The organism is Stenotrophomonas sp. GL_111 (assembly GCF_057835245.1).
In genome coordinates, this window is sequence record NZ_CM174421.1 from 2208936 (window position 1) to 2230855 (window position 21920).

At 66.1% G+C, this 21920-nt stretch carries 3 protein-coding genes (1 of these 3 only partly in view); all 3 read right to left on the bottom strand.

Annotated elements, in window-relative coordinates:
• Tightly spaced (each overlapping or abutting the next), the 3 genes in view from AC3IPM_RS10050 to AC3IPM_RS10060 form a layout consistent with a single transcriptional unit that may run on beyond the window.
• Nucleotides 1-7866, bottom strand: coding sequence for an amino acid adenylation domain-containing protein (locus AC3IPM_RS10050; protein ID WP_489304087.1), 7866 nt, complete (start codon nt 7864-7866; stop codon nt 1-3).
• A complete protein-coding gene (locus AC3IPM_RS10055) occupies nt 7817-20809 on the bottom strand; it encodes an amino acid adenylation domain-containing protein (RefSeq protein ID WP_489299710.1) in 12993 nt (4330 codons plus the stop codon). Before AC3IPM_RS10055 ends, AC3IPM_RS10050 begins: the two co-directional genes overlap by 50 nt.
• Nucleotides 20809-21920, bottom strand: the 3' portion of a protein-coding gene (locus AC3IPM_RS10060) for an amino acid adenylation domain-containing protein (RefSeq protein ID WP_489299711.1). It continues 5515 nt past the right edge of the window; only the last 1112 of its 6627 coding nucleotides appear in the window; its start codon lies beyond the right edge, outside the window; it ends in the stop codon at nt 20809-20811. The genes AC3IPM_RS10055 and AC3IPM_RS10060 overlap by 1 nt, the downstream gene beginning before the upstream one ends.

Here is a 21920-nt window from a genome sequence, read left to right on the forward strand (position 1 = left end):
TCAGAACTCCCCCTCCTCCACCGTGTGCGTCGCCCGCAGGGCGTCGCGCATGGACGAGGTGCGTTCCGAAATGGACAGACCATCGATCCGCGCGGCGATGTGGGCCACGGTCGGATGTGTGAAGAACTCGGACAGGGAAAAAACACGGTCCGGCACGTTGAACCGGGCACGGATTCTCGCCACGAGCCGGGTGGCGATGAGGGAGTCTCCGCCCAACTCGAAGAAACTTGCATGCGGGTCAATGGACGGAATGCCGAGGACGTCCTGCCAAAGCGCTGTTACCACCTGTTCCGTGGACGGGGGTGTGCCGGCGTCCGATCCGGGTCCGCTTGCGGCCTCGCCTTCGCTGCGGTCAACGGTGGACCCTACCCAGCGGGCGAAGCGCGCATCTAGGTCCGAGGTGGAGTTGATCAGGCATGGCTGCTCGCAATGTCCCATGACGGTGGCGAACGCGCGCAGGCCCTCGTCGGGCTGCATGGCATGAGCCGCTCCAGGTGCCGTTCCTGCACTGAAATTCCAGCCATCCCAGGCCACACTGATCCAGTGCTCATCGCCTTCGTTGCGCTTCCGCTGGACGAATGCGTCCGCATATGTGTTGGCTGCCGCATACGCGGTGAAGCCGAGACCACCCAGTTCGATGGCGAGGGATGACATGACGAGGCAGAAGTCCACCTCGCGCCCCTGCAGGATCGCCGCAAGGTTCATCAGGCCAGTGGCCTTCGGTGCGAAGTGCGCCGCGCATGCGGCCTCATCGGTCTGGGCCAGTGGAAGCACCGCTTGCTCGACAACACCCGCTGCATGGATGACGCCGGCGACAGGGCCGAATGCCTGCTCTGCCGAGCCGAACGCGGCAGCGAATGCGTGATGATCACCGACGTCTGCACGCAGCGTGCGGATGTTGTCGCCCATCGTCCCATCCGGTAATGACGATGGGCCCCGGCGGCCAATCAGGGTGACGCGGGCACCGAACTGCTCTGCCAGCCATGCCGCAATGGTCGTCCCGATCCGGCCGGTTCCGCCGGTGATCAGGTAATGCCCTCCCTGCCGCAGGCGCATCGGCGACGGTACCGGCACCGCGTCGCTGAGAGGACGGAAGTGTTTCAGCCAGCGCGTGTTTCCACGGAGTGCGCGTTCAGGCGCAGCGTCGGCGCAGGTCATCTCCCGCCACAGGCGGGTGGCCATGCGCTGACGCTGGCAGGCATCGACCAGCAACGAAGTATCGATATCAATGAGGCGTGCGCTGATCTGCGGTAGTTCCTGCGCCACCACGCGGCAAAAACCGCGCAGCGTAGCCAGTGCGGGGCGCATGAGTTCCGTGCCTGTGACGCGCAGTGCGCGGTCGGTGACGATGGTCAGCTGCACGGCCAGACGGGGATGGCGGTCGTTTATCTCCTGCACCAGGCGCAGCAGTGGATAGAAGACCCGCTGCTGGTCCATCTGGAAACGTTCCTGATCATCTGCACCCGCTTCTGCACGCAGGGGCCACAGGCAGGCGACCTTCACCGAGTGCAGTCCCGCGAGGTTCCGCAGCACGTGCTCGATGTGGGCATCGTCCTTGACAACATCGCTGCCCTGCCCGTCGGTGATCAGAACTCCCCCGTGCCCGCCGATGCGGCGCGAGAGCGCCTCCGCGATGCCCATGTCATCGCCGAGCACAACCCAGTCGCCTGTACGTGCCGCGGCTGCGGACTCATCCCCTTGCGCCTGGGCAAGGTTGGGTACCAACTGCCATTGCGGCACGTAGAACCAGTCGCGGGCGTCGTGCGAGCGGGCGCCGTCTGATGCGGCAGGTGTAAGCGGGGGCCTGGCCGCCAGCCAGTGACGTGCCCGATCAAACTGATAGGTGGGAAGCGCCACGCGACGTGGTTGCTCTGCCGCGCCGCAGGCCGACCATGCAACCGCGAGGCCCGCCGCCCACATCCGCCCGATGGCACTCTGCCAGTGACATGCATCGGATGTCGTCTCCTGTGCATGCCGCAGGCACGACAGCACGGCGACTTCCGGAGCGTCTGCGTGACGACGCACGAGATTGCCCAGGCCCTGCCCCGGGCCGGCTTCGATGAAGACCGGAACACTGCCCGCAGCAGCAATATCGCTGCACAGGGTGCGCACGCCCTTTTCAAACAGCACTGGCTCCAGCATGTGCGCTACCCAGTAGCCGGGATCGCACGTCTGCTCGGCCGTAATGAATTCGCCGGTGAGGTTGGACACATACGGACGTTGCGGCGGCCGCAAGGTGATCGTGGACAGCACCGCGCGAAGTTGCTCTGCCGCAGCATCCATCATCGGAGAATGGAACGCATGCGAGGTCTGCAGGCGTCTATGCGTGATGCCGTCCGCGTCCAGAACGGCTTCAACCGCGGAAACCGCATCGTGTGAGCCCGATAGAACGTGGCTCCGTGCGCCATTGATGGCGGCCACGACCACGGCCCCGGATGCAATCAGACTGCGTGTGACGTCCGGCGCCGCGGCTACGGCAAGCATGGCCCCCGGCGCACACGCATCCATGAGTGTGGAGCGTTCGCACACCAGGCGCACGGCATCCTCCAGCGTGAACACGCCGGCGACGCAAGCTGCCACGTACTCGCCGAGGCTGTGGCCGAGCATGGCCTGCGGAAGAACGCCCGTGCTCATCAATTCGGCGGCGACGGCGTAGCACACGGAGAATACCAGGGGCTGCGCCACGCGCGTCGCCCGCAGGGTCTCGTCATCCGCAGCCAGCATGGCGCGTAGATCAATGCCGGCATGCTGCCTGACCAGTGCCCGGCACGCCTCGAACGCCTGCGTGAAATGCGGTGCCGCATCAAGCAGGCCCTGCGCCATGCCCATGTACTGCGCACCCTGCCCCGGAAAGAGGAACACCGCCGCGGCCGCACCACTCGTGTGGTGACGTGCCCCTCCCTGCGAAAGACGCTGCAACGCGGCGGTGGCCTCTTGCAGATCGGCGGCCACCACCCAGGCACGCCAGGGATGGGCCTGGCGCCCTTCCTGCAGGGTATAGGCGATATCGGCCAGGGACTGCGCGGGCCCGCTCGCGAGGTGCGCATGCAGGGCCAGGATGCCCGCTTCCAGCGCCGACTCCGTGCGTGCCGAGACCGGGAGCAGCCGCGGTCGTGCCGTGATCTCGGGGCGAGCAGGCAACGATGGTGCCTGCTCGATGATGACATGGACGTTGGTGCCACCAATCCCAAAAGCGCTGATGCCTGCGCGTCGCGTTCCTCCCGCTGGCGTGGCCCAGCCTTGGGCACGCTCCGTGAACCGGAATGGTGTGTTTTCCATGTCCATGGAGGGATTGGGCGCTGCATAGTGCAGGCACGGCGGAAACTCGGCGTGGCGCACGACCTGTACCGCCTTGATCAGGCCTGCGACACCGGCGGCGGCATCCAGGTGCCCGATATTCGGCTTCAGCGTGCCCAGCACGCAACTGCCCGCGCCCGCGCTCTCGAACACCCTGCGCAACGCCCGGTACTCGACGGGATCGCCCAATGGCGTCCCGGTGCCATGCGTCTCCACGTACGCGATTTCATCCGCGTGCAGACCCGCATCGTCCAGCGCCGCCTGGATGACCGCGACCTGCCCGTGCACACTGGGCGCGGTGTAGCCTGCCTTGTGGGCGCCGTCATTGTTCAATGCGCTGCCAACGATCACCGAAAGTATCGGGTCGCCGTCGCGCAGGGCGTCTTCAAGGCGCTTGAGCAGCACAAGTCCTGCGCCATTGCCGCCCCGCGTGCCCTGCGCCCGCGCGTCGAACGCCCTGCAGTGGCCGTCCGGGGACTCGATGCCTCCTTCCTGGTAGAGATAGCCGGCGGGGCCGAACTCGGAGATGCCTGCGCCGCCTGCCAGCGCCATCGTGCACTCGCCCCTACGCAGGCTTGCGACGGCCTGGTGGACGGCTACCAGCGAGGTTGAACACGCGGTGGCGATATTGACGGCAGGTCCGGTCAGGTCGAGCTTGTAGGCGATGCGGGTGGCCAGGTAGTGATTGCTGTTGGCATGCATCACCGCTAAACCGAGATCTCGCACAATACCCATGTTGGACAACAGGTTGTTGGCCAGATAAGCGCTCTCGCCACAGCCGACGAACACCCCGCAGTGCCTGGCGCGTGCGCCGTCGCCATGCCCTGCCGTTTCAAGCGCCTCCACCGCCAGCTCGAGGAGCACGCGCTGCTGGGGGTCGAGGATCTCCGCTTCGCGGGGCGTCATGCGAAAGTAGGCGGAATCGAAACTCTGTACATCCTCAAGCAGCGCCGCCGACGGCACGAACGCCGGATGCGCGGCCACGCCCGCTGGGATGCCATTGGCGAGCAGCTCGGCATGGTTGAACACAGCCATGGCCTCGTGCCCTGCCCGCAGATTTGCCCAGAGGGCGTCAGGATCCGCTGCGTCCGGAAAGCGCCCCGCCATGGCGATCACCGCAATGCTTTCACGAATATCCGCGTCGTGACGTGGTGCGCGCAGTGACGCGGTGGGCTCTGCCGCGGGCACACTGTCAGCGGGTTCCAGGTGCCCGGCCAGTGCCGCAATCGAGGGATGCTCGAAGAAGGCGGTGATGTGCAGCGCATGGCCCAGCCGGGACTGGATTTCCGCACGCAGCTTCACGAACAGCAGCGAGTTGGCACCGGCGTCGAGGAAGTTGTCATGGACGCCGATCACATCCTGCCCGACGACGTCCTTCCAGATTACAACAAGTGCGGCTTCGAGACGCGTGCGCGCCATGCCTGCTCCGGGCATCACGTCACGGCTGCGTTGCAATTGCGGAAGCGCGGCCTTGTCCACCTTGCCGTTGATAGTCAGCGGAAGCTCGTCTACCCGCTCAATCAGCGACGGCACCATGTACTCCGGCAAGACTGCTGACAGACCCGCGCGCAGTGAATGCCGCACGTCAGGCACAGTGTCATCAGCGTCGTGCAGCTGCACGAAGGCAACCATCTTGAGCGCGGCGCCATCCCCCTGTACTACCACGGCGGCCTCGCGCACCTGTGGCAGGTTGCGCAGCGCCGACTCGACCTCGCCGGTCTCGATGCGGTACCCCCTGATCTTCACCTGGTCATCCACGCGACGGATGAACTCGAAGCCGCCATCGTCGCGCAGGCGCACCAGATCACCACTACGGTACACGCGGGCATTGGACTGCACATCGTTGCAGTGGATGAACCGCTCGGCGGTTACCTCCGGCAGGTTGAGATAGCCTTCGGCCAACCCGGCGCCGGCGATGTGCAGTTCCCCCACGGTTCCCGGCGGCACCAGGCGCCCATTGCTGAGGGCATACATACCGACGTTGCAGATGGGGAAGCCAATCGGCACCGGGCCGGCGGCGGGAAGCTCGCCACTGCCCTCGTCGATGGTGAAGGTCGAGCAGCCCACGACTGTTTCGGTCGGACCATATTCATTGATGTAGGTCGCGCCGGGGAGCCAGCGTGAGCGCCACAGACCGACGACGGCGTAGTCCAGTTGTTCGCCGCCGATGACCAGGACATGGGGCGCCGTCGACATGGTGCGCTGCGCGCAGGCATGGCCCAGGGCAGACAGGTGCGATGGCGTGATCTTGAAAAGCCAGGCATGCGTGTCGTCAAAGAGGTGTTCCTCCAGGCCCTTGAATACCGAATCGAGGTCTGCGTCGAGCAGCTTTATGCGCTGGCCCGTCAGCAGCGGCACGAGCAGCGAGGTGATGGTGGCGTCGAAGCCGATCGACGAACTGACGATGGCACCGCGCATGTTCGGACGCAGATAGCTCAGCGCATGTGCCAGGTAGTTCCCCAACGCGGCATGACTGATGACGGCCCCTTTGGGACGCCCCGTCGATCCAGATGTGTAGAGCACGTAGGCCGCGCGGGAAGCGTCGTGCGGCACGTCAGCGGGAGTGTCCTGCGGTGCGGCGTGCTGCGATGACAACGAAGGCACCTGATCCACCGCCACCACCTGCACGCCGGCGGTCCAACCGCGATGCAGGTCAGGGCTGCGGCAGAGAACGAAGCCGGTGGCCGCATCCTCAAGGATGTGGCACACCCGTTCGTATGGATACGCCGGGTCGACCGGCACATAGGCCGCCCCCGCTTTGTGCACGGCAAGGATGGCGGCGATGAGGTCGACGCCGGGCTGGAGAAACAGCCCGACCCTTTCACCCGGCTGCAGACCACCGCGGAGGAGGTGGCGGCACAGCGCTTCGGCGCGGGCGGCGACCTCGGCATAGCTGTACTCGCGCCCACCGTGCTCGACGGCGATGGCCGTGGGCATGCGCGCGACAATGTCCTGGAAGCGGGCATGCAGCGGCCTGGTGTCCACTGCAACCTGTGGGCCGTTGCCTTCGCAGTGGATGTGGTCAAGGTCATCGGCAGCCAGAAACGGCACTACACCCAGGTGCGCGCCTCCATCCGCGGCGAGCGCTGCCAGGACGACTTCGAAGCCACGCTGCAGGCGCGTGATGGTGGCCGTGTTGAACAGGGCGGCCGCATGCACCCAGCGCAGATGCAGGCCATCGGTGCCGTCGAACGCCGTGATCTCCAGGTCGTACTTGGCGCCGAGCGTGCCGGTGGGGAGCAGCTCGCAGCGCAGGCCGTCCAGTTCCACCCCTTCGCCACCACCCGCCTGGAAATCCAGCATGATCTGGAATAGCGGAGCGTGGCTGGTGGACCGCACGGGAACCAGCTCCTGGACGATGCGTTCGAACGGAACGTCCTGGTGTTCGAACGCATCCAGCAGGACGCGACGAGTGGCATCCAGGAACCCGGAGACGGTTGCCGTCGGCTTGACGTGATTGCGCAGGATCAGCGGGTTGACGAAGAACCCGACCATGTCCTCCATGCCGGGACGAGTGCGGCCCGAAGAGGATGTGCCGATAACAATGTCGGTCTCATTGCTCCAGCGAGACAGCAGGAGCGCCAACGCCGCCTGCAACACGCAGAACAGCGTGCTGCCGTGCTGGGCTGCCAACCGTCGCGCGGAGGCCGCGATGTCTGCTGGAATGGCATGCGTGCATTCACGCCCCTCGTATGATTGGATGCGTGGGCGCGGATGATCGAGCGCAAGCGCATGCACTACCGGGCAATCGTGCAATTGCCCGCGCCAGTATTCAAGATGTGCCTGTTCCTGGTCTAGATGCTCCGGTGAGCCCAGCCATCTGGCGTATGCGGCGGATGTCATCCGCAGCGATGGAAGGTCGCTGGAGCGGGTGCTGCCGGCGTTGTAGAGTGCCTGCAACTCCTTGATCAGCACCGCACACGACCATCCGTCGGCGGCGATGTGGTGCATGCACACCACCAGTACGTGTGCCTGGGGACCCTCGAGGATGAGGTCGGCCCGGATCAGCAGGTCGCATGAGAGATCGAATGGCCTGGCCACGAGGACGGCCGCCAGTCGCATGACCTCCACGTCCAGATCAGTACCCGCCGGTGCACTGTGTGAGTGCAGGCGCAGCTCGTCCGTATGCAGGCGCGCTTCGATATCACCATCGCGTTCAGCAATCGTGGTACGCAGCGCCTGGTGGCGGCGCGTGATGCGTGCCAGCGCCTGCTCAAGGCGTGACGCGTCCAGCTCGCCTTTCAATCGCACGACAATCGGGACGTTGTACATCGCCCCTGCCTTGGAAAGTGTCTGCGCGAACCACAGCCTGCGCATGTTCGGCGTGAGCATCGCCGCGTCGGCGTCCTGCGCAGACAGCTCCGTCACCAGACCATCGCGGTGGAGCCGAATCAGTGCTGCGACGTCCTCCGTGATGCAACCGGCGGCCGCACGGGTCTTGAGCTTTCCTTCATCAAGATAGATCTCCACGCCCATCGAGGAGAGCCGGCACAGCAGGTCCTTCGCTGATTCCATGTTGTTACCACTCCATTTCTTCACGAACCACGGTTCCTGTGGTTCCGCCAGCATTCTTGCCAACGGCCTGCTCCTGCATGCAATCGATGTAACGCGCAAGATGCACAAGGCTCTGTTGCTCGAACACATCCTTCAACTGCACAGCATCCGGCCAGCGCGTGTTGATCTCAAGGATCATACGTGTTGCAAGCAGTGAATGACCACCCAGTCGGAAGAAATTATCGTCGGCGCCGATTGGCTCTTCACGGTCGAGCAGGTGCTGCCACACTGTGGCGAGCACCGTTTCAGTTGCGGTGGACGGTGCGCGATACGCTGCTGCTTTGGCCATTGCCAGCAACGGCAGTGCTGCACGATCGACCTTGCCGTTGTGCGTGAGCGGCAGCTGCGTCAACACGCCCAGTGCCGATGGCCGCATGTATTCCGCCAGAGTGCGTGCCATCGATTGCTGCAGTGCCGCGAGGAATGTTGCCTGTTCATCGATGTGCACGTCGCTGACAACAAATGCGACCACGCGGCGTCCATCACCGTCGCCCTGGACCAGCGCCACCGCATCACTCACACGCGGATCTTCACGCAGCCGTGCCTCGATCTCGCCCAGTTCGATGCGGTAGCCACGCAGCTTGACCTGCTCGTCGCGTCGCCCCAGGTATTCAAGCTCGCCGTCACGGGCGCAGCGCACCAGGTCGCCGCTGTGATACAGCCGCTCGCTGCGGCCATCGTGCATGCAGTGCATGCGGAAACGCGCGTCGGTCTGCTCGGGCAGGTTCTGATAGCCCTCGGTGACGCCATCGCCGCCGATGCACAGCTCACCCACTGCGCCCAGCGGTACCGGCTGGTCCAGTGCGTTGAGGATGTGCAGCCGGGTGTTCTGGATGGGGCGGCCGATTGCCACGGCATGTCCCCCGCGCTGCAGATCTGCCGGAGTGCGCACCGTGTACACCGAGCAGCCGACGACGGTTTCAGTCGGGCCGTATTCATTCACGTAGTCGGCCAATGGCAGGCGCTCGCGCTGCCAACGTGCCACCGTCGCCTTGGTCAACTGCTCGCCGCCGATCACCAGACAGTGCCGGCGCTGCGCGGCGGCCGCGCTGCCTGCATGGGTTGCAAACAGTCCATCCAGGTGGGCCGGGGTCAGCTTGAACAGCCAGTCGCGCCCGTCCTCGAACAGGTAGTGCGCCAGTGCGCTGAACAACGCGCCGGCCTCGGTCGGCAGCACCACCAGGCACCGCCCTGCAAGCAAGGGCACGAACAGGGTCGTTACCGTGGCATCAAAGCTCAACGGCGTGCCCATCACCGCACCATGGTGGCCCGGCTGCAGGTAGCCACGCGCATGCTCAAGGTAGTTCACTACGCCGCGATGCGGCACCCGCACGCCCTTGGGCTGGCCGGTCGAACCGGAGGTATAGATCAGGTAGGCCAATTGCTCCGGGTGCGCATCCTCCACCAGTGGAGCGGTTTCGGGCCAGGGCGACAGCGCGTCCTGGTCATCCAGGCACAGCGTCCATGCCGCCAGCGCACGTCCGCGTCCAGCCAGGGCATCGACGGTGAGCACCTGGCTCACCGCGCTGTCGCTGCACATGTAGGCCAGGCGGGCATCGGGATGCTCCGGCTCCAGCGGCAGATAGGCCGCGCCGGCCTTGAGGATGGCCAGCACGCCTACCACCTGCTCCAGCGAGCGCGCCACATGCAGGCCCACCACGCTGCCCGGGCCCGCCCCTTGTGCGCGCAGCGCATGCGCGGCCCGGCTGGACCATGCGTCAAGTGCTGCATAACTCAGCTCGCGCGTGCCGTCGGTCAGGGCCAGTGCCTGTGGCGTGCGCTGGACCTGTTGCTGGAACAACGCATGCACACACTGCGCGCGTGGATAGTCGCGGGCGGTGGCGTTCCAGGCATCCCAGCGGGCATGTTCCTGCGCATGCATCATGGGCAGTGCGAATACAGGCGTGGCCGGTGCATCCAGTACGGCTTGCAGCAGTGTCGTGTAGTGGTCGGCGATCTGCGCGATGGTGGCCGCATCGAACAGGGCCGTGGCGTACTGCCAGCTCAGCCGCAGCGCTCCCTCGTGCTCCCAGGCCGTCAGCTCCAGATCGTACTTGCTGGTCTGTGCGGCGTGGGCGATTCCCTCGATGCGCAGCCCCGGCAGCTCCAGCCGCCGCTGCGGCGTGTTCTGCAGGGTGAACAGCACCTGGAACAGCGGACTGTGGCCCAGGCTGCGTTCTACCTGCAGGCGCTCCACCACCTTGTCGAATGGCACCGCCTGTGCGCTGTAGGCTTCGATCACCGTGCCGCGCGTGGCGCGCAGCAGGGCATCGAACGGCATCGCCGGCGCGAGCTGCGTCCGCAGTGCAAGGTTGTTGACGAAACACCCGACCAGCGGCTCCACCTCGCGGTGCAGACGGCCTGCCACCGGTGTCCCGATCACCACGTCGTACTGGTCGCTGTAGCGCGCAACCAGCAGTGCCAGCACCGCCTCGAGCAGCATGAAGGGTGTGACATCCTGGGCATGGCAGAAACTTCGGACCCGCGTCATCAGGGCTGCCGGCAGTTCACTGCGCAGGTTGGCGCCCTGCCCCGGCATGCGTGCCGGGCGTGGACGGTCCCCGGGCAACGTACTCAGGTCCGGCGCACCGGCCAGCTGCGTGCCCCACCATGCCAGGCCGTCGGCCAGCGCCGGAGCCTGCTCCTGCTGCCACAGGGCGTAGTCGGCGTACTGGATCGACAAGGGCGGCAACTGCGCGGGCTGGCCCTGGCTGATCATCGTGTACAGCCGGGAGAACTCATCGACCAGCACATCCATCGACCAGCCGTCGGCCGCGATGTGGTGCAGGGTCAGGACCAGCACATGCACATCGTCCGCCAACGCCACCAGCGTCGCCCGTAGCACGGGGTCTGCGGAAAGGTCTGCGTCGATATCGACCGCTTCGCGCAGTTGCTCGTCAAGCCGCTTCTGCTGCTCCCGTGGATCACAGGTGCGCAGATCCCTGTACCCGCTCAGCGCGAACGCAGCCTGCGCCTGCACATGTTGCAGCACGCGTCCGTCCTGATCCTCGACGTACGTTGTACGCAGCACGTCATGGCGCTGGATGATCGTCGTCAGCGCGGCCACCACTGCGTCCATGTCGAGCCGACCATGGAGCTTCACGGGCAACACGATCTGGTACTCGCGACTTCCCCCTGACAGTCGGTCGATGAACCACAGCCGCTGCTGTGCATAGGACAGTGGCGAATCCGCTCCCGGTGCACGACGCTGGATGGGGGCCTCCATGGGATGCGCCCGCGCGATCTGCTCGTCCGCTCGTGCTGCCAGTGCTGCCAAGGTCTGGGACTGGAACGCATCGGCGATGCCGAGTGCGATTGAACAGCGCTGGTTGAGCGCAAGTATCATACGTGTTGCAAGCAGTGAATGACCACCCAGTCGGAAGAAATTATCGTCGGTGCCGATTGGCTCTTCACGGTCGAGCAGGTGCTGCCACACTGTGGCGAGCACCGTTTCAGTTGCGGTGGACGGTGCGCGATACGCTGCTGCTTTGGCCATTGCCAGCAACGGCAGTGCTGCACGATCGACCTTGCCGTTGTGCGTGAGCGGCAGCTGCGTCAACACGCCCAGTGCCGATGGCCGCATGTATTCCGCCAGAGTGCGTGCCATCGATTGCTGCAGTGCCGCGAGGAATGTTGCCTGTTCATCGATGTGCACGTCGCTGACAACAAATGCGACCACGCGGCGTCCATCACCGTCGCCCTGGACCAGCGCCACCGCATCACTCACACGCGGATCTTCACGCAGCCGTGCCTCGATCTCGCCCAGTTCGATGCGGTAGCCACGCAGCTTGACCTGCTCGTCGCGTCGCCCCAGGTATTCAAGCTCGCCGTCACGGGCGCAGCGCACCAGGTCGCCGCTGTGATACAGCCGCTCGCTGCGGCCATCGTGCATGCAGTGCATGCGGAAACGCGCGTCGGTCTGCTCGGGCAGGTTCTGATAGCCCTCGGTGACGCCATCGCCGCCGATGCACAGCTCACCCACTGCGCCCAGCGGTACCGGCTGGTCCAGTGCGTTGAGGATGTGCAGCCGGGTGTTCTGGATGGGGCGGCCGATTGCCACGGCATGTCCCCCGCGCTGCAGATCTGCCGGAGTGCGCACCGTGTACACCGAGCAGCCGACGACGGTTTCAGTCGGGCCGTATTCATTCACGTAGTCGGCCAATGGCAGGCGCTCGCGCTGCCAACGTGCCACCGTCGCCTTGGTCAACTGCTCGCCGCCGATCACCAGACAGTGCCGGCGCTGCGCGGCGGCCGCGCTGCCTGCATGGGTTGCAAACAGTCCATCCAGGTGGGCCGGGGTCAGCTTGAACAGCCAGTCGCGCCCGTCCTCGAACAGGTAGTGCGCCAGTGCGCTGAACAACGCGCCGGCCTCGGTCGGCAGCACCACCAGGCACCGCCCTGCAAGCAAGGGCACGAACAGGGTCGTTACCGTGGCATCAAAGCTCAACGGCGTGCCCATCACCGCACCATGGTGGCCCGGCTGCAGGTAGCCACGCGCATGCTCAAGGTAGTTCACTACGCCGCGATGCGGCACCCGCACGCCCTTGGGCTGGCCGGTCGAACCGGAGGTATAGATCAGGTAGGCCAATTGCTCCGGGTGCGCATCCTCCACCAGTGGAGCGGTTTCGGGCCAGGGCGACAGCGCGTCCTGGTCATCCAGGCACAGCGTCCATGCCGCCAGCGCACGTCCGCGTCCAGCCAGGGCATCGACGGTGAGCACCTGGCTCACCGCGCTGTCGCTGCACATGTAGGCCAGGCGGGCATCGGGATGCTCCGGCTCCAGCGGCAGATAGGCCGCGCCGGCCTTGAGGATGGCCAGCACGCCTACCACCTGCTCCAGCGAGCGCGCCACATGCAGGCCCACCACGCTGCCCGGGCCCGCCCCTTGTGCGCGCAGCGCATGCGCGGCCCGGCTGGACCATGCGTCAAGTGCTGCATAACTCAGCTCGCGCGTGCCGTCGGTCAGGGCCAGTGCCTGTGGCGTGCGCTGGACCTGTTGCTGGAACAACGCATGCACACACTGCGCGCGTGGATAGTCGCGGGCGGTGGCGTTCCAGGCATCCCAGCGGGCATGTTCCTGCGCATGCATCATGGGCAGTGCGAATACAGGCGTGGCCGGTGCATCCAGTACGGCTTGCAGCAGTGTCGTGTAGTGGTCGGCGATCTGCGCGATGGTGGCCGCATCGAACAGGGCCGTGGCGTACTGCCAGCTCAGCCGCAGCGCTCCCTCGTGCTCCCAGGCCGTCAGCTCCAGATCGTACTTGCTGGTCTGTGCGGCGTGGGCGATTCCCTCGATGCGCAGCCCCGGCAGCTCCAGCCGCCGCTGCGGCGTGTTCTGCAGGGTGAACAGCACCTGGAACAGCGGACTGTGGCCCAGGCTGCGTTCTACCTGCAGGCGCTCCACCACCTTGTCGAATGGCACCGCCTGTGCGCTGTAGGCTTCGATCACCGTGCCGCGCGTGGCGCGCAGCAGGGCATCGAACGGCATCGCCGGCGCGAGCTGCGTCCGCAGTGCAAGGTTGTTGACGAAACACCCGACCAGCGGCTCCACCTCGCGGTGCAGACGGCCTGCCACCGGTGTCCCGATCACCACGTCGTGCTGGTCGCTGTAGCGCGCAACCAGCAGTGCCAGCACCGCCTCGAGCAGCATGAAGGGTGTGACATCCTGGGCATGGCAGAAACTTCGGACCCGCGTCATCAGGGCTGCCGGCAGTTCACTGCGCAGGTTGGCGCCCTGCCCCGGCATGCGTGCCGGGCGTGGACGGTCCCCGGGCAACGTACTCAGGTCCGGCGCACCGGCCAGCTGCGTGCCCCACCATGCCAGGCCGTCGGCCAGCGCCGGAGCCTGCTCCTGCTGCCACAGGGCGTAGTCGGCGTACTGGATCGACAAGGGCGGCAACTGCGCGGGCTGGCCCTGGCTGATCATCGTGTACAGCCGGGAGAACTCATCGACCAGCACATCCATCGACCAGCCGTCGGCCGCGATGTGGTGCAGGGTCAGGACCAGCACATGCACATCGTCCGCCAACGCCACCAGCGTCGCCCGTAGCACGGGGTCTGCGGAAAGGTCATACGCACGCGCCGCTTCGGCCGTGATCAGTTCCGGAAGGTCCTGTTCCTGCTGCTGCAAGGACGTGGCTGACCAGTCCATGACCCGCAGGCGCGTACCGGTAGCCCTGTGGATCTGCTGCCACGCGCCATCGGCGTCCACGTGATAGGTGGTCCGCAGGATCTCGTGCCGTTGCTGCACCAGATCGAGTGCGGTCGCGATCGCATCGACCCGCAAGCGACCCTGCAGACGCAGCGCCGTGCTTATCCCGTACTGCCCGTCACCATCGCCTCCGGTGGAGACGAACCACAGCCGCTGTTGCGCCGCAGACAGCGGGATGCGCGCCGGACGGTGAGCGACCAGCAGGGCCGGCGTAGATGCGCGTGGACTGGAGGACACCAGGACAGCCTGCGCACGGATGGTGGTGTGTTGGAAGATCTCCCGCAACGAGAGCTCGACATCAAATGCACTGCGGATGCCGGACAGCAGGCGTGTCGCCAACAGTGAATGTCCACCCGCCTCGAAATAGTTCGCGGTGGTACTGACGTCGTCTCGTCCGAGCAGTTCCCCCCAGATCACCTGCAGGCGCGCTTCGACCTCGTTGTCGGGGCTCGTGTGCTGGTGACGATGGACGTCCCCAGCCTGCGGTGCCGGCAGCGCGTTGCGGTCGATCTTGCCGTTTGGCGTCATCGGCAGGCGATCGAGCAGCATGAAGGCCGAGGGCATCATGTAGCCGGTCAACTCACGGGACAGCGCCGTCCTGCAGTCCAACAGCCAGGCGTCTTGGTCCTGCGGCGGCGCATGCGCCACCATGTAGGCCGCCAGGAACGGCTCGCCGGTCGCGGGGGCATGCAGTGTGACCGCCGCCTCGCGCACGTCGGCCAGTGCAACCAGCTGGGCCTCGATCTCACCCAGTTCCACGCGATGGCCACGGATCTTCACCTGTGCATCGCAGCGACCGACGTACAGCAGCTCGCCACTGTCCAGCCAGCGCACAAGATCGCCTGTGCGATACACGCGCTCACCATCGGGCAACGCCACAAAGCGCTCGGCGGTGAGATCATCGCGGCCGAGATACCCGCGGCTCACGCCGTCGCCGCCGATCAGCAGTTCCCCCTGCACGCCGATGGCCACCGGCCGCAGGGCCTCGTCCACCACGTGGAAGCGGGTATTGGCCACCGGCCGCCCAATGGTGACGGCGCGGCCGCTGCCCAGCGCCGCGCACGAGGACCAGATGGTCGTCTCGGTGGGCCCGTACAGATTCACCAGTCGTGCCCGGGTATGCCGTTGCAGCCGCGCCACCAGCGGCGCAGGACAGGCCTCGCCGCCCACCATCAACACCTGCAGGCCCGCCAGCGCCTGGCAGAAATCAGGTAGCTCCATGTACATGCGCAGCAGCGAGGGCGTGCACTGCAGGTGCGTCACCTGGTGCCCGGTCAGCAGCGCGGCGAAGGAATATCCGGGTTCGGCATGACGCTGGTGGTCACCGAGCACCACGGTGAAGCCCTGTGCCAGCGGGCACAACAGCTCCAGGATGGAGATGTCGAACGAACACGCAGTGACCGCCAACCATACGCCCTGCTTCCGGGCCGGCCCCAGGTCAAGGTCAAGGTCAAGGTCCTGGCGCATGGCCGCGTGGAAGTTGGCCAGTTGGCGGTGTTCCACCATCACGCCCTTGGGACGGCCGGTGGAGCCGGAGGTATAGATCACATAGGCCAGATCGTCGCCCTGTGGCGGCACAACGGCCAGCTCGGTATCCGTGGCAGGCACATCCTCCACCCGCACGACATCCACGGTGGACGACAACGCGGACACCTGTGCGGCCAGGCTCCCTTCGGTGAGCACCAACTGCAGCCCGCTGTCCTCCACCACATAGGCCAGGCGTGCAGCCGGGTAACCCGGATCCAGCGGTACATAGGCCGCACCGGCACGATGGACGGCCAGCAGCGCCACCGGCAGGTCCACGCTGCGCGGCAGATAGACCCCGACCAGACTGCCCGGACCAATGCCGCGCGCACGCAGGTGCTGGGCCAGTCCATCGGCACGCGCCAGCAGCGTCTGGTAGTCCAGGCGCGTGCGGCCATCCTCCACTGCCGTGTGCTCCGGTGTGCGCCGCGCCTGGGCGGCAATGCGCCAGGGCAACGCCATCGCCTCCACGGGCAGAGTGGTCGCATTCCACTGGGCCAGCTGGTCCTGGTCTGCCGCGGTCAGCGTGGACAAGGTCGACAACGGTTGCTGGTCATCGGCCACGACCGCCTGCACCAGTGCATGCAGCCCCGCCGCCAGCCGCGCGATCGTCGCCGCGTTGAACAGCGCAGTGGCATAACCCCACTGCAGTTCCAGTACGTCCTCATGCACCTGCGCCGTCAACTCGAGATCGAAGCGCACGCTGTGGCTGTTGGACAGCAACGGCTCCACCTGCAACCCGTCCAGCTGCAGGTGCTGCCGGGCGTAGTTCTGGAACGCAAGGAAGACCTGGATCAGCGGCGCATGGCTCAGGTTGCGCTCCACCTGCAGCGTCTCCACCAGCAGTTCGAACGGCACATCCTGATGGGCGAAGACGTCGGCCGCCTGGGCCTTGTGCGTCTCCAGCAGGCTGGCGAACGTGCTTTCCCACGCCAGCCCATGGCGGAATACCAGCGTATTGGCGAAGAAGCCAACAAGTGCGTCGGTGCCGGGCTGGTTGCGCCCTGCTGCGGGAACGCCCAGCACGATGTCACGCTGCCCGGAATGCTTGCCCAGCAAGACCGCCAGCAATGCCTTGACCACCACGAACAGCGTGCAGCCATGGCGCTGCGCCAGCTGCATCAGCCCTGCATGCAGCGCGCCGTCAATCCGCTGCAGGTGCACGGCGCCATGGTGATCCGGCTGCGGCGGCCGCGGCCGGTCCAGCGGCAGGCCATGTACCACGGGCACGCCGCTCAACGCCTCGCGCCAATAATCCAGCTGACGCCCCAGTACCGCTTCGCCCAGTGCCCCCTGCTGCCAGGCCGCGAAGTCACCATACTGGAACGGCAATGCCGGCAGCGCTGCGGCCTGACCACGGCGCAGCGCATCGTAGAACTGCATGAACTCACGCGTCAGGATCGTCATCGACGTCCCGTCGGTGGCCAGGTGGTGGATGGTCAACAGCACCGCATGGGACGCCGGGCCAAGCATCACCAGGCGTGCCGCCAGCGGCGCCTCGCTGGCCAGCGCGAAGTCGCGGCGTGCCTCTTCCTCCATCAATGCCTGCAGCGCCTGCTCCCGTGCCGCCGGCGCCAATGTCGACAGATCATGCTGCTCCAGCGTCACCGGCATGCACGGATGGACAACCTGGCGGGCGCCCTGCGCATCCTCGATGAACGTGCTGCGCAGGATCTGATGGCGCTCCACCAACGCGTCGAGCGCGCCAGACAGTGCCTGATGGTCGAGCATTCCCTCCAGCCGCAATGCCGCGCGCAGGTTGTACTGCGACGTCTTGCCCTCCAGCTGCGCCAGGAAGTGCAGACGGCGCTGCGTATGCGACAGCGGATATTCCGCCTGGCCCAGCGGTGTGATCGGCACGTCACCTGCAGTGTCATCTGCTTCGGCGCACTGTTGCAGATAGTCGGCCTGCTCGGCCACGGTCTGGTGCAGGAACACATCCACCAGCCGCAGTCGCGACTGCAGTTGTGCGTTGATGTCCATGACCAGGCGCGTCGCCAGCAGCGAATGCCCGCCCATGGTGAAGAAGTTCTGGTTGACGCCGAGGTCGCTGCGTTGCAACGCCCGCTCCCAGGCAGCCAACAACGTGGTTTCCAGCGGCGTACGTGGGGCCAGCGCCGGTTCGTCGTGAGCTATCTGCGGTGCCGGCAGCGCGTTGCGGTCGATCTTGCCGTTTGGCGTCATCGGCAGGCGATCGAGCAGCATGAAGGCCGAGGGCATCATGTAGCCGGTCAACTCACGGGACAGCGCCGTCCTGCAGTCCAACAGCCAGGCGTCTTGGTCCTGCGGCGGCGCATGCGCCACCATGTAGGCCGCCAGGAACGGCTCGCCGGTCGCGGGGGCATGCAGTGTGACCGCCGCCTCGCGCACGTCGGCCAGTGCAACCAGCTGGGCCTCGATCTCACCCAGTTCCACGCGATGGCCACGGATCTTCACCTGTGCATCGCAGCGACCGACGTACAGCAGCTCGCCACTGTCCAGCCAGCGCACAAGATCGCCTGTGCGATACACGCGCTCACCATCGGGCAACGCCACAAAGCGCTCGGCGGTGAGATCATCGCGGCCGAGATACCCGCGGCTCACGCCGTCGCCGCCGATCAGCAGTTCCCCCTGCACGCCGATGGCCACCGGCCGCAGGGCCTCGTCCACCACGTGGAAGCGGGTATTGGCCACCGGCCGCCCAATGGTGACGGCGCGGCCGCTGCCCAGCGCCGCGCACGAGGACCAGATGGTCGTCTCGGTGGGCCCGTACAGATTCACCAGTCGTGCCCGGGTATGCCGTTGCAGCCGCGCCACCAGCGGCGCAGGACAGGCCTCGCCGCCCACCATCAACACCTGCAGGCCCGCCAGCGCCTGGCAGAAATCAGGTAGCTCCATGTACATGCGCAGCAGCGAGGGCGTGCACTGCAGGTGCGTCACCTGGTGCCCGGTCAGCAGCGCGGCGAAGGAATATCCGGGTTCGGCATGACGCTGGTGGTCACCGAGCACCACGGTGAAGCCCTGTGCCAGCGGGCACAACAGCTCCAGGATGGAGATGTCGAACGAACACGCAGTGACCGCCAACCATACGCCCTGCTTCCGGGCCGGCCCCAGGTCAAGGTCAAGGTCAAGGTCAAGGTCCTGGCGCATGGCCGCGTGGAAGTTGGCCAGTTGGCGGTGTTCCACCATCACGCCCTTGGGACGGCCGGTGGAGCCGGAGGTATAGATCACATAGGCCAGATCGTCGCCCTGTGGCGGCACAACGGCCAGCTCGGTATCCGTGGCAGGCACATCCTCCACCCGCACGACATCCACGGTGGACGACAACGCGGACACCTGTGCGGCCAGGCTCCCTTCGGTGAGCACCAACTGCAGCCCGCTGTCCTCCACCACATAGGCCAGGCGTGCAGCCGGGTAACCCGGATCCAGCGGTACATAGGCCGCACCGGCACGATGGACGGCCAGCAGCGCCACCGGCAGGCCCACGCTGCGCGGCAGATAGACCCCGACCAGACTGCCCGGACCAATGCCACGCGCACGCAGGTGCTGGGCCAGTCCATCGGCACGCGCCAGCAGCGTCTGGTAGTCCAGGCGCGTGCGGCCATCCTCCACTGCCGTGTGCTCCGGTGTGCGCCGCGCCTGGGCGGCAATGCGCCAGGGCAACGCCATCGCCTCCACGGGCAGAGTGGTCGCATTCCACTGGGCCAGCTGGTCCTGGTCTGCTGCGGTCAGCGTGGACAAGGTCGACAACGGTTGCTGGTCATCGGCCACGACCGCCTGCACCAGTGCATGCAGCCCCGCCGCCAGCCGCGCAATCGTCGCCGCGTTGAACAGCGCAGTGGCATAACCCCACTGCAGTTCCAGCACGTCCTCATGCACCTGCGCCGTCAACTCGAGATCGAAGCGCACGCTGTGGCTGTTGGACAGCAACGGCTCCACCTGCAACCCGTCCAGCTGCAGGTGCTGCCGGGCGTAGTTCTGGAACGCAAGGAAGACCTGGATCAGCGGCGCATGGCTCAGGTTGCGCTCCACCTGCAGCGTCTCCACCAGCAGTTCGAACGGCACATCCTGATGGGCGAAGACGTCGGCCGCCTGGGCCTTGTGCGTCTCCAGCAGGCTGGCGAACGTGCTTTCCCACGCCAGCCCATGGCGGAATACCAGCGTATTGGCGAAGAAGCCAACAAGTGCGTCGGTGCCGGGCTGGTTGCGCCCTGCTGCGGGAACGCCCAGCAGGATGTCACGCTGCCCGGAATGCTTGCCCAGCAAGACCGCCAGCAATGCCTTGACCACCACGAACAGCGTGCAGCCATGGCGCTGCGCCAGCTGCATCAGCCCTGCATGCAGCGCGCCGTCAATCCGCTGCAGGTGCACGGCGCCATGGTGATCCGGCTGCGGCGGCCGCGGCCGGTCCAGCGGCAGGCCATGTACCACGGGCACGCCGCTCAACGCCTCGCGCCAATAATCCAGCTGGCGCCCCAGTACCGCTTCGCCCAGTGCCCCCTGCTGCCAGGCCGCGAAGTCACCATACTGGAACGGCAATGCCGGCAGCGCTGCGGCCTGACCACGGCGCAGCGCATCGTAGAACTGCATGAACTCACGCGTCAGGATCGTCATCGACGTCCCGTCGGTGGCCAGGTGGTGGATGGTCAACAGCACCGCATGGGACGCCGGGCCAAGCATCACCAGGCGTGCCGCCAGCGGCGCCTCGCTGGCCAGCGCGAAGTCGCGGCGTGCCTCTTCCTCCATCAATGCCTGCAGCGCCTGCTCCCGTGCCGCCGGCGCCAATGTCGACAGATCATGCTGCTCCAGCGTCACCGGCATGCACGGATGGACAACCTGGCGGGCGCCCTGCGCATCCTCGATGAACGTGCTGCGCAGGATCTGATGGCGCTCCACCAACGCGTCGAGCGCGCCAGACAGTGCCTGATGGTCGAGCATTCCCTCCAGCCGTAATGCCGCGCGCAGGTTGTACTGCGACGTCTTGCCCTCCAGCTGCGCCAGGAAGTGCAGACGGCGCTGCGTATGCGACAGCGGATATTCCGCCTGGCCCAGCGGTGCGATGCGGGAGGCCTGTCCGGGTTGCGCGGACAACCATGCCACAAGTTCCTCGCGGTTCGCCCGAACCAGGTCCCGCAGTGGGGCAGTGAACTGTCCGGCACGTGCCTTGAAGGCCAGCTTGCCGGCGTCGAGATAGAGGATGACGCCAGCGTCGCGCGCGGACCTGATGATCTGTTCGGGCGGCATCAGATCAGCCCCGACTCGATGGCGGCATCGTCGCCCAGCACGGCCATGTCATCGTCGTCATGCTGTTGCAGCGCCCGTTCGACAATGGCGGCGACCGAGCGGACCGTGGCGGCTGCGAAGAAGTCGTTGAACTGGAATGCGTCCCCGGAGAGCTGGTACTTCTCGCGGATGGCAGTGATGGCGCGCACCGCCACGATCGAATTGCCCCCTAATGCAAAGAAATTGTCGGTGACACCGAATTCTTCGGTGCCAAGCAATCCGCTCCACACGGCTGTGATGTCGACCTCCAGCGGCGTCATGGCCGGCACTCGTTCGTGCCGTACCGCAACGACGCCCGGATCGGGCAATCTGCGCCGGTCCACCTTGCCGTTGGCAGTCAACGGAATGGCATCCAGCGCGACGAATGCCTCAGGGACCATATAGCCAGGTAATACATGCCGAAGGCCGGCGTCGAGTCGACGTGCAAGCATGCCTTCCTCTGGCGACGCTCCCGTGAGCGCATCGTCCGCCGTGGGCACCACATACGCCACCAGCCGACGGGCGTCCCGCTCACCCACTGCAACCACTACAGCCTCGGCGATTCCGTCCAACCGGACGAGCTGGCTTTCGATTTCACCCAGTTCGATACGGTAGCCGTTGATCTTCACCTGGCTGTCCATGCGACCGAGGAACTCAAGGTTGCCATCGCCCATCCAACGCGCAAGATCTCCGGTGCGATAGAGGCGGTGTCCTGCGTCGTCGGTGATGAAGCTGGCGGCTGTCAACTCGACGTTGTCGTGATAGCCCATGGCCACGCCAATGCCGCCGATGTACAGGTCGCCACGTACCCACGCCGGGCACGGCTGCAGTGCAGCATCAAGCACATGCAGGCTTTGATTCTCCATGGCGGCGCCGTACGGCACGCTGCGCCAATCCGGGTCGATCGCATCAATCTGATAGCCAACCGACCAGATCGATGCCTCCGTGGCTCCGCCCAGACTGTGGATGACGGCATCAGGCAACACCGTGCGGATCAGGGGCGGAAGATCCAGCGGAATCCAGTCCCCGCTCATCATCACCACCCGCAGGGGAAGCCCGGCCCCCTTGCGAGCGGCCTCATCGAACAGCAGCT

What these genes read in the sequence shown, in the direction of transcription:
- AC3IPM_RS10050 (WP_489304087.1), bottom strand. Translation starts at nt 7,866, where the DNA reads ATGCTGGCGGAACCACAGGAACCGTGGTTCGTGAAGAAATGGAGTGGT.
- AC3IPM_RS10055 (WP_489299710.1), bottom strand. Translation starts at nt 20,809, where the DNA reads ATGCCGCCCGAACAGATCATCAGGTCCGCGCGCGACGCTGGCGTCATC.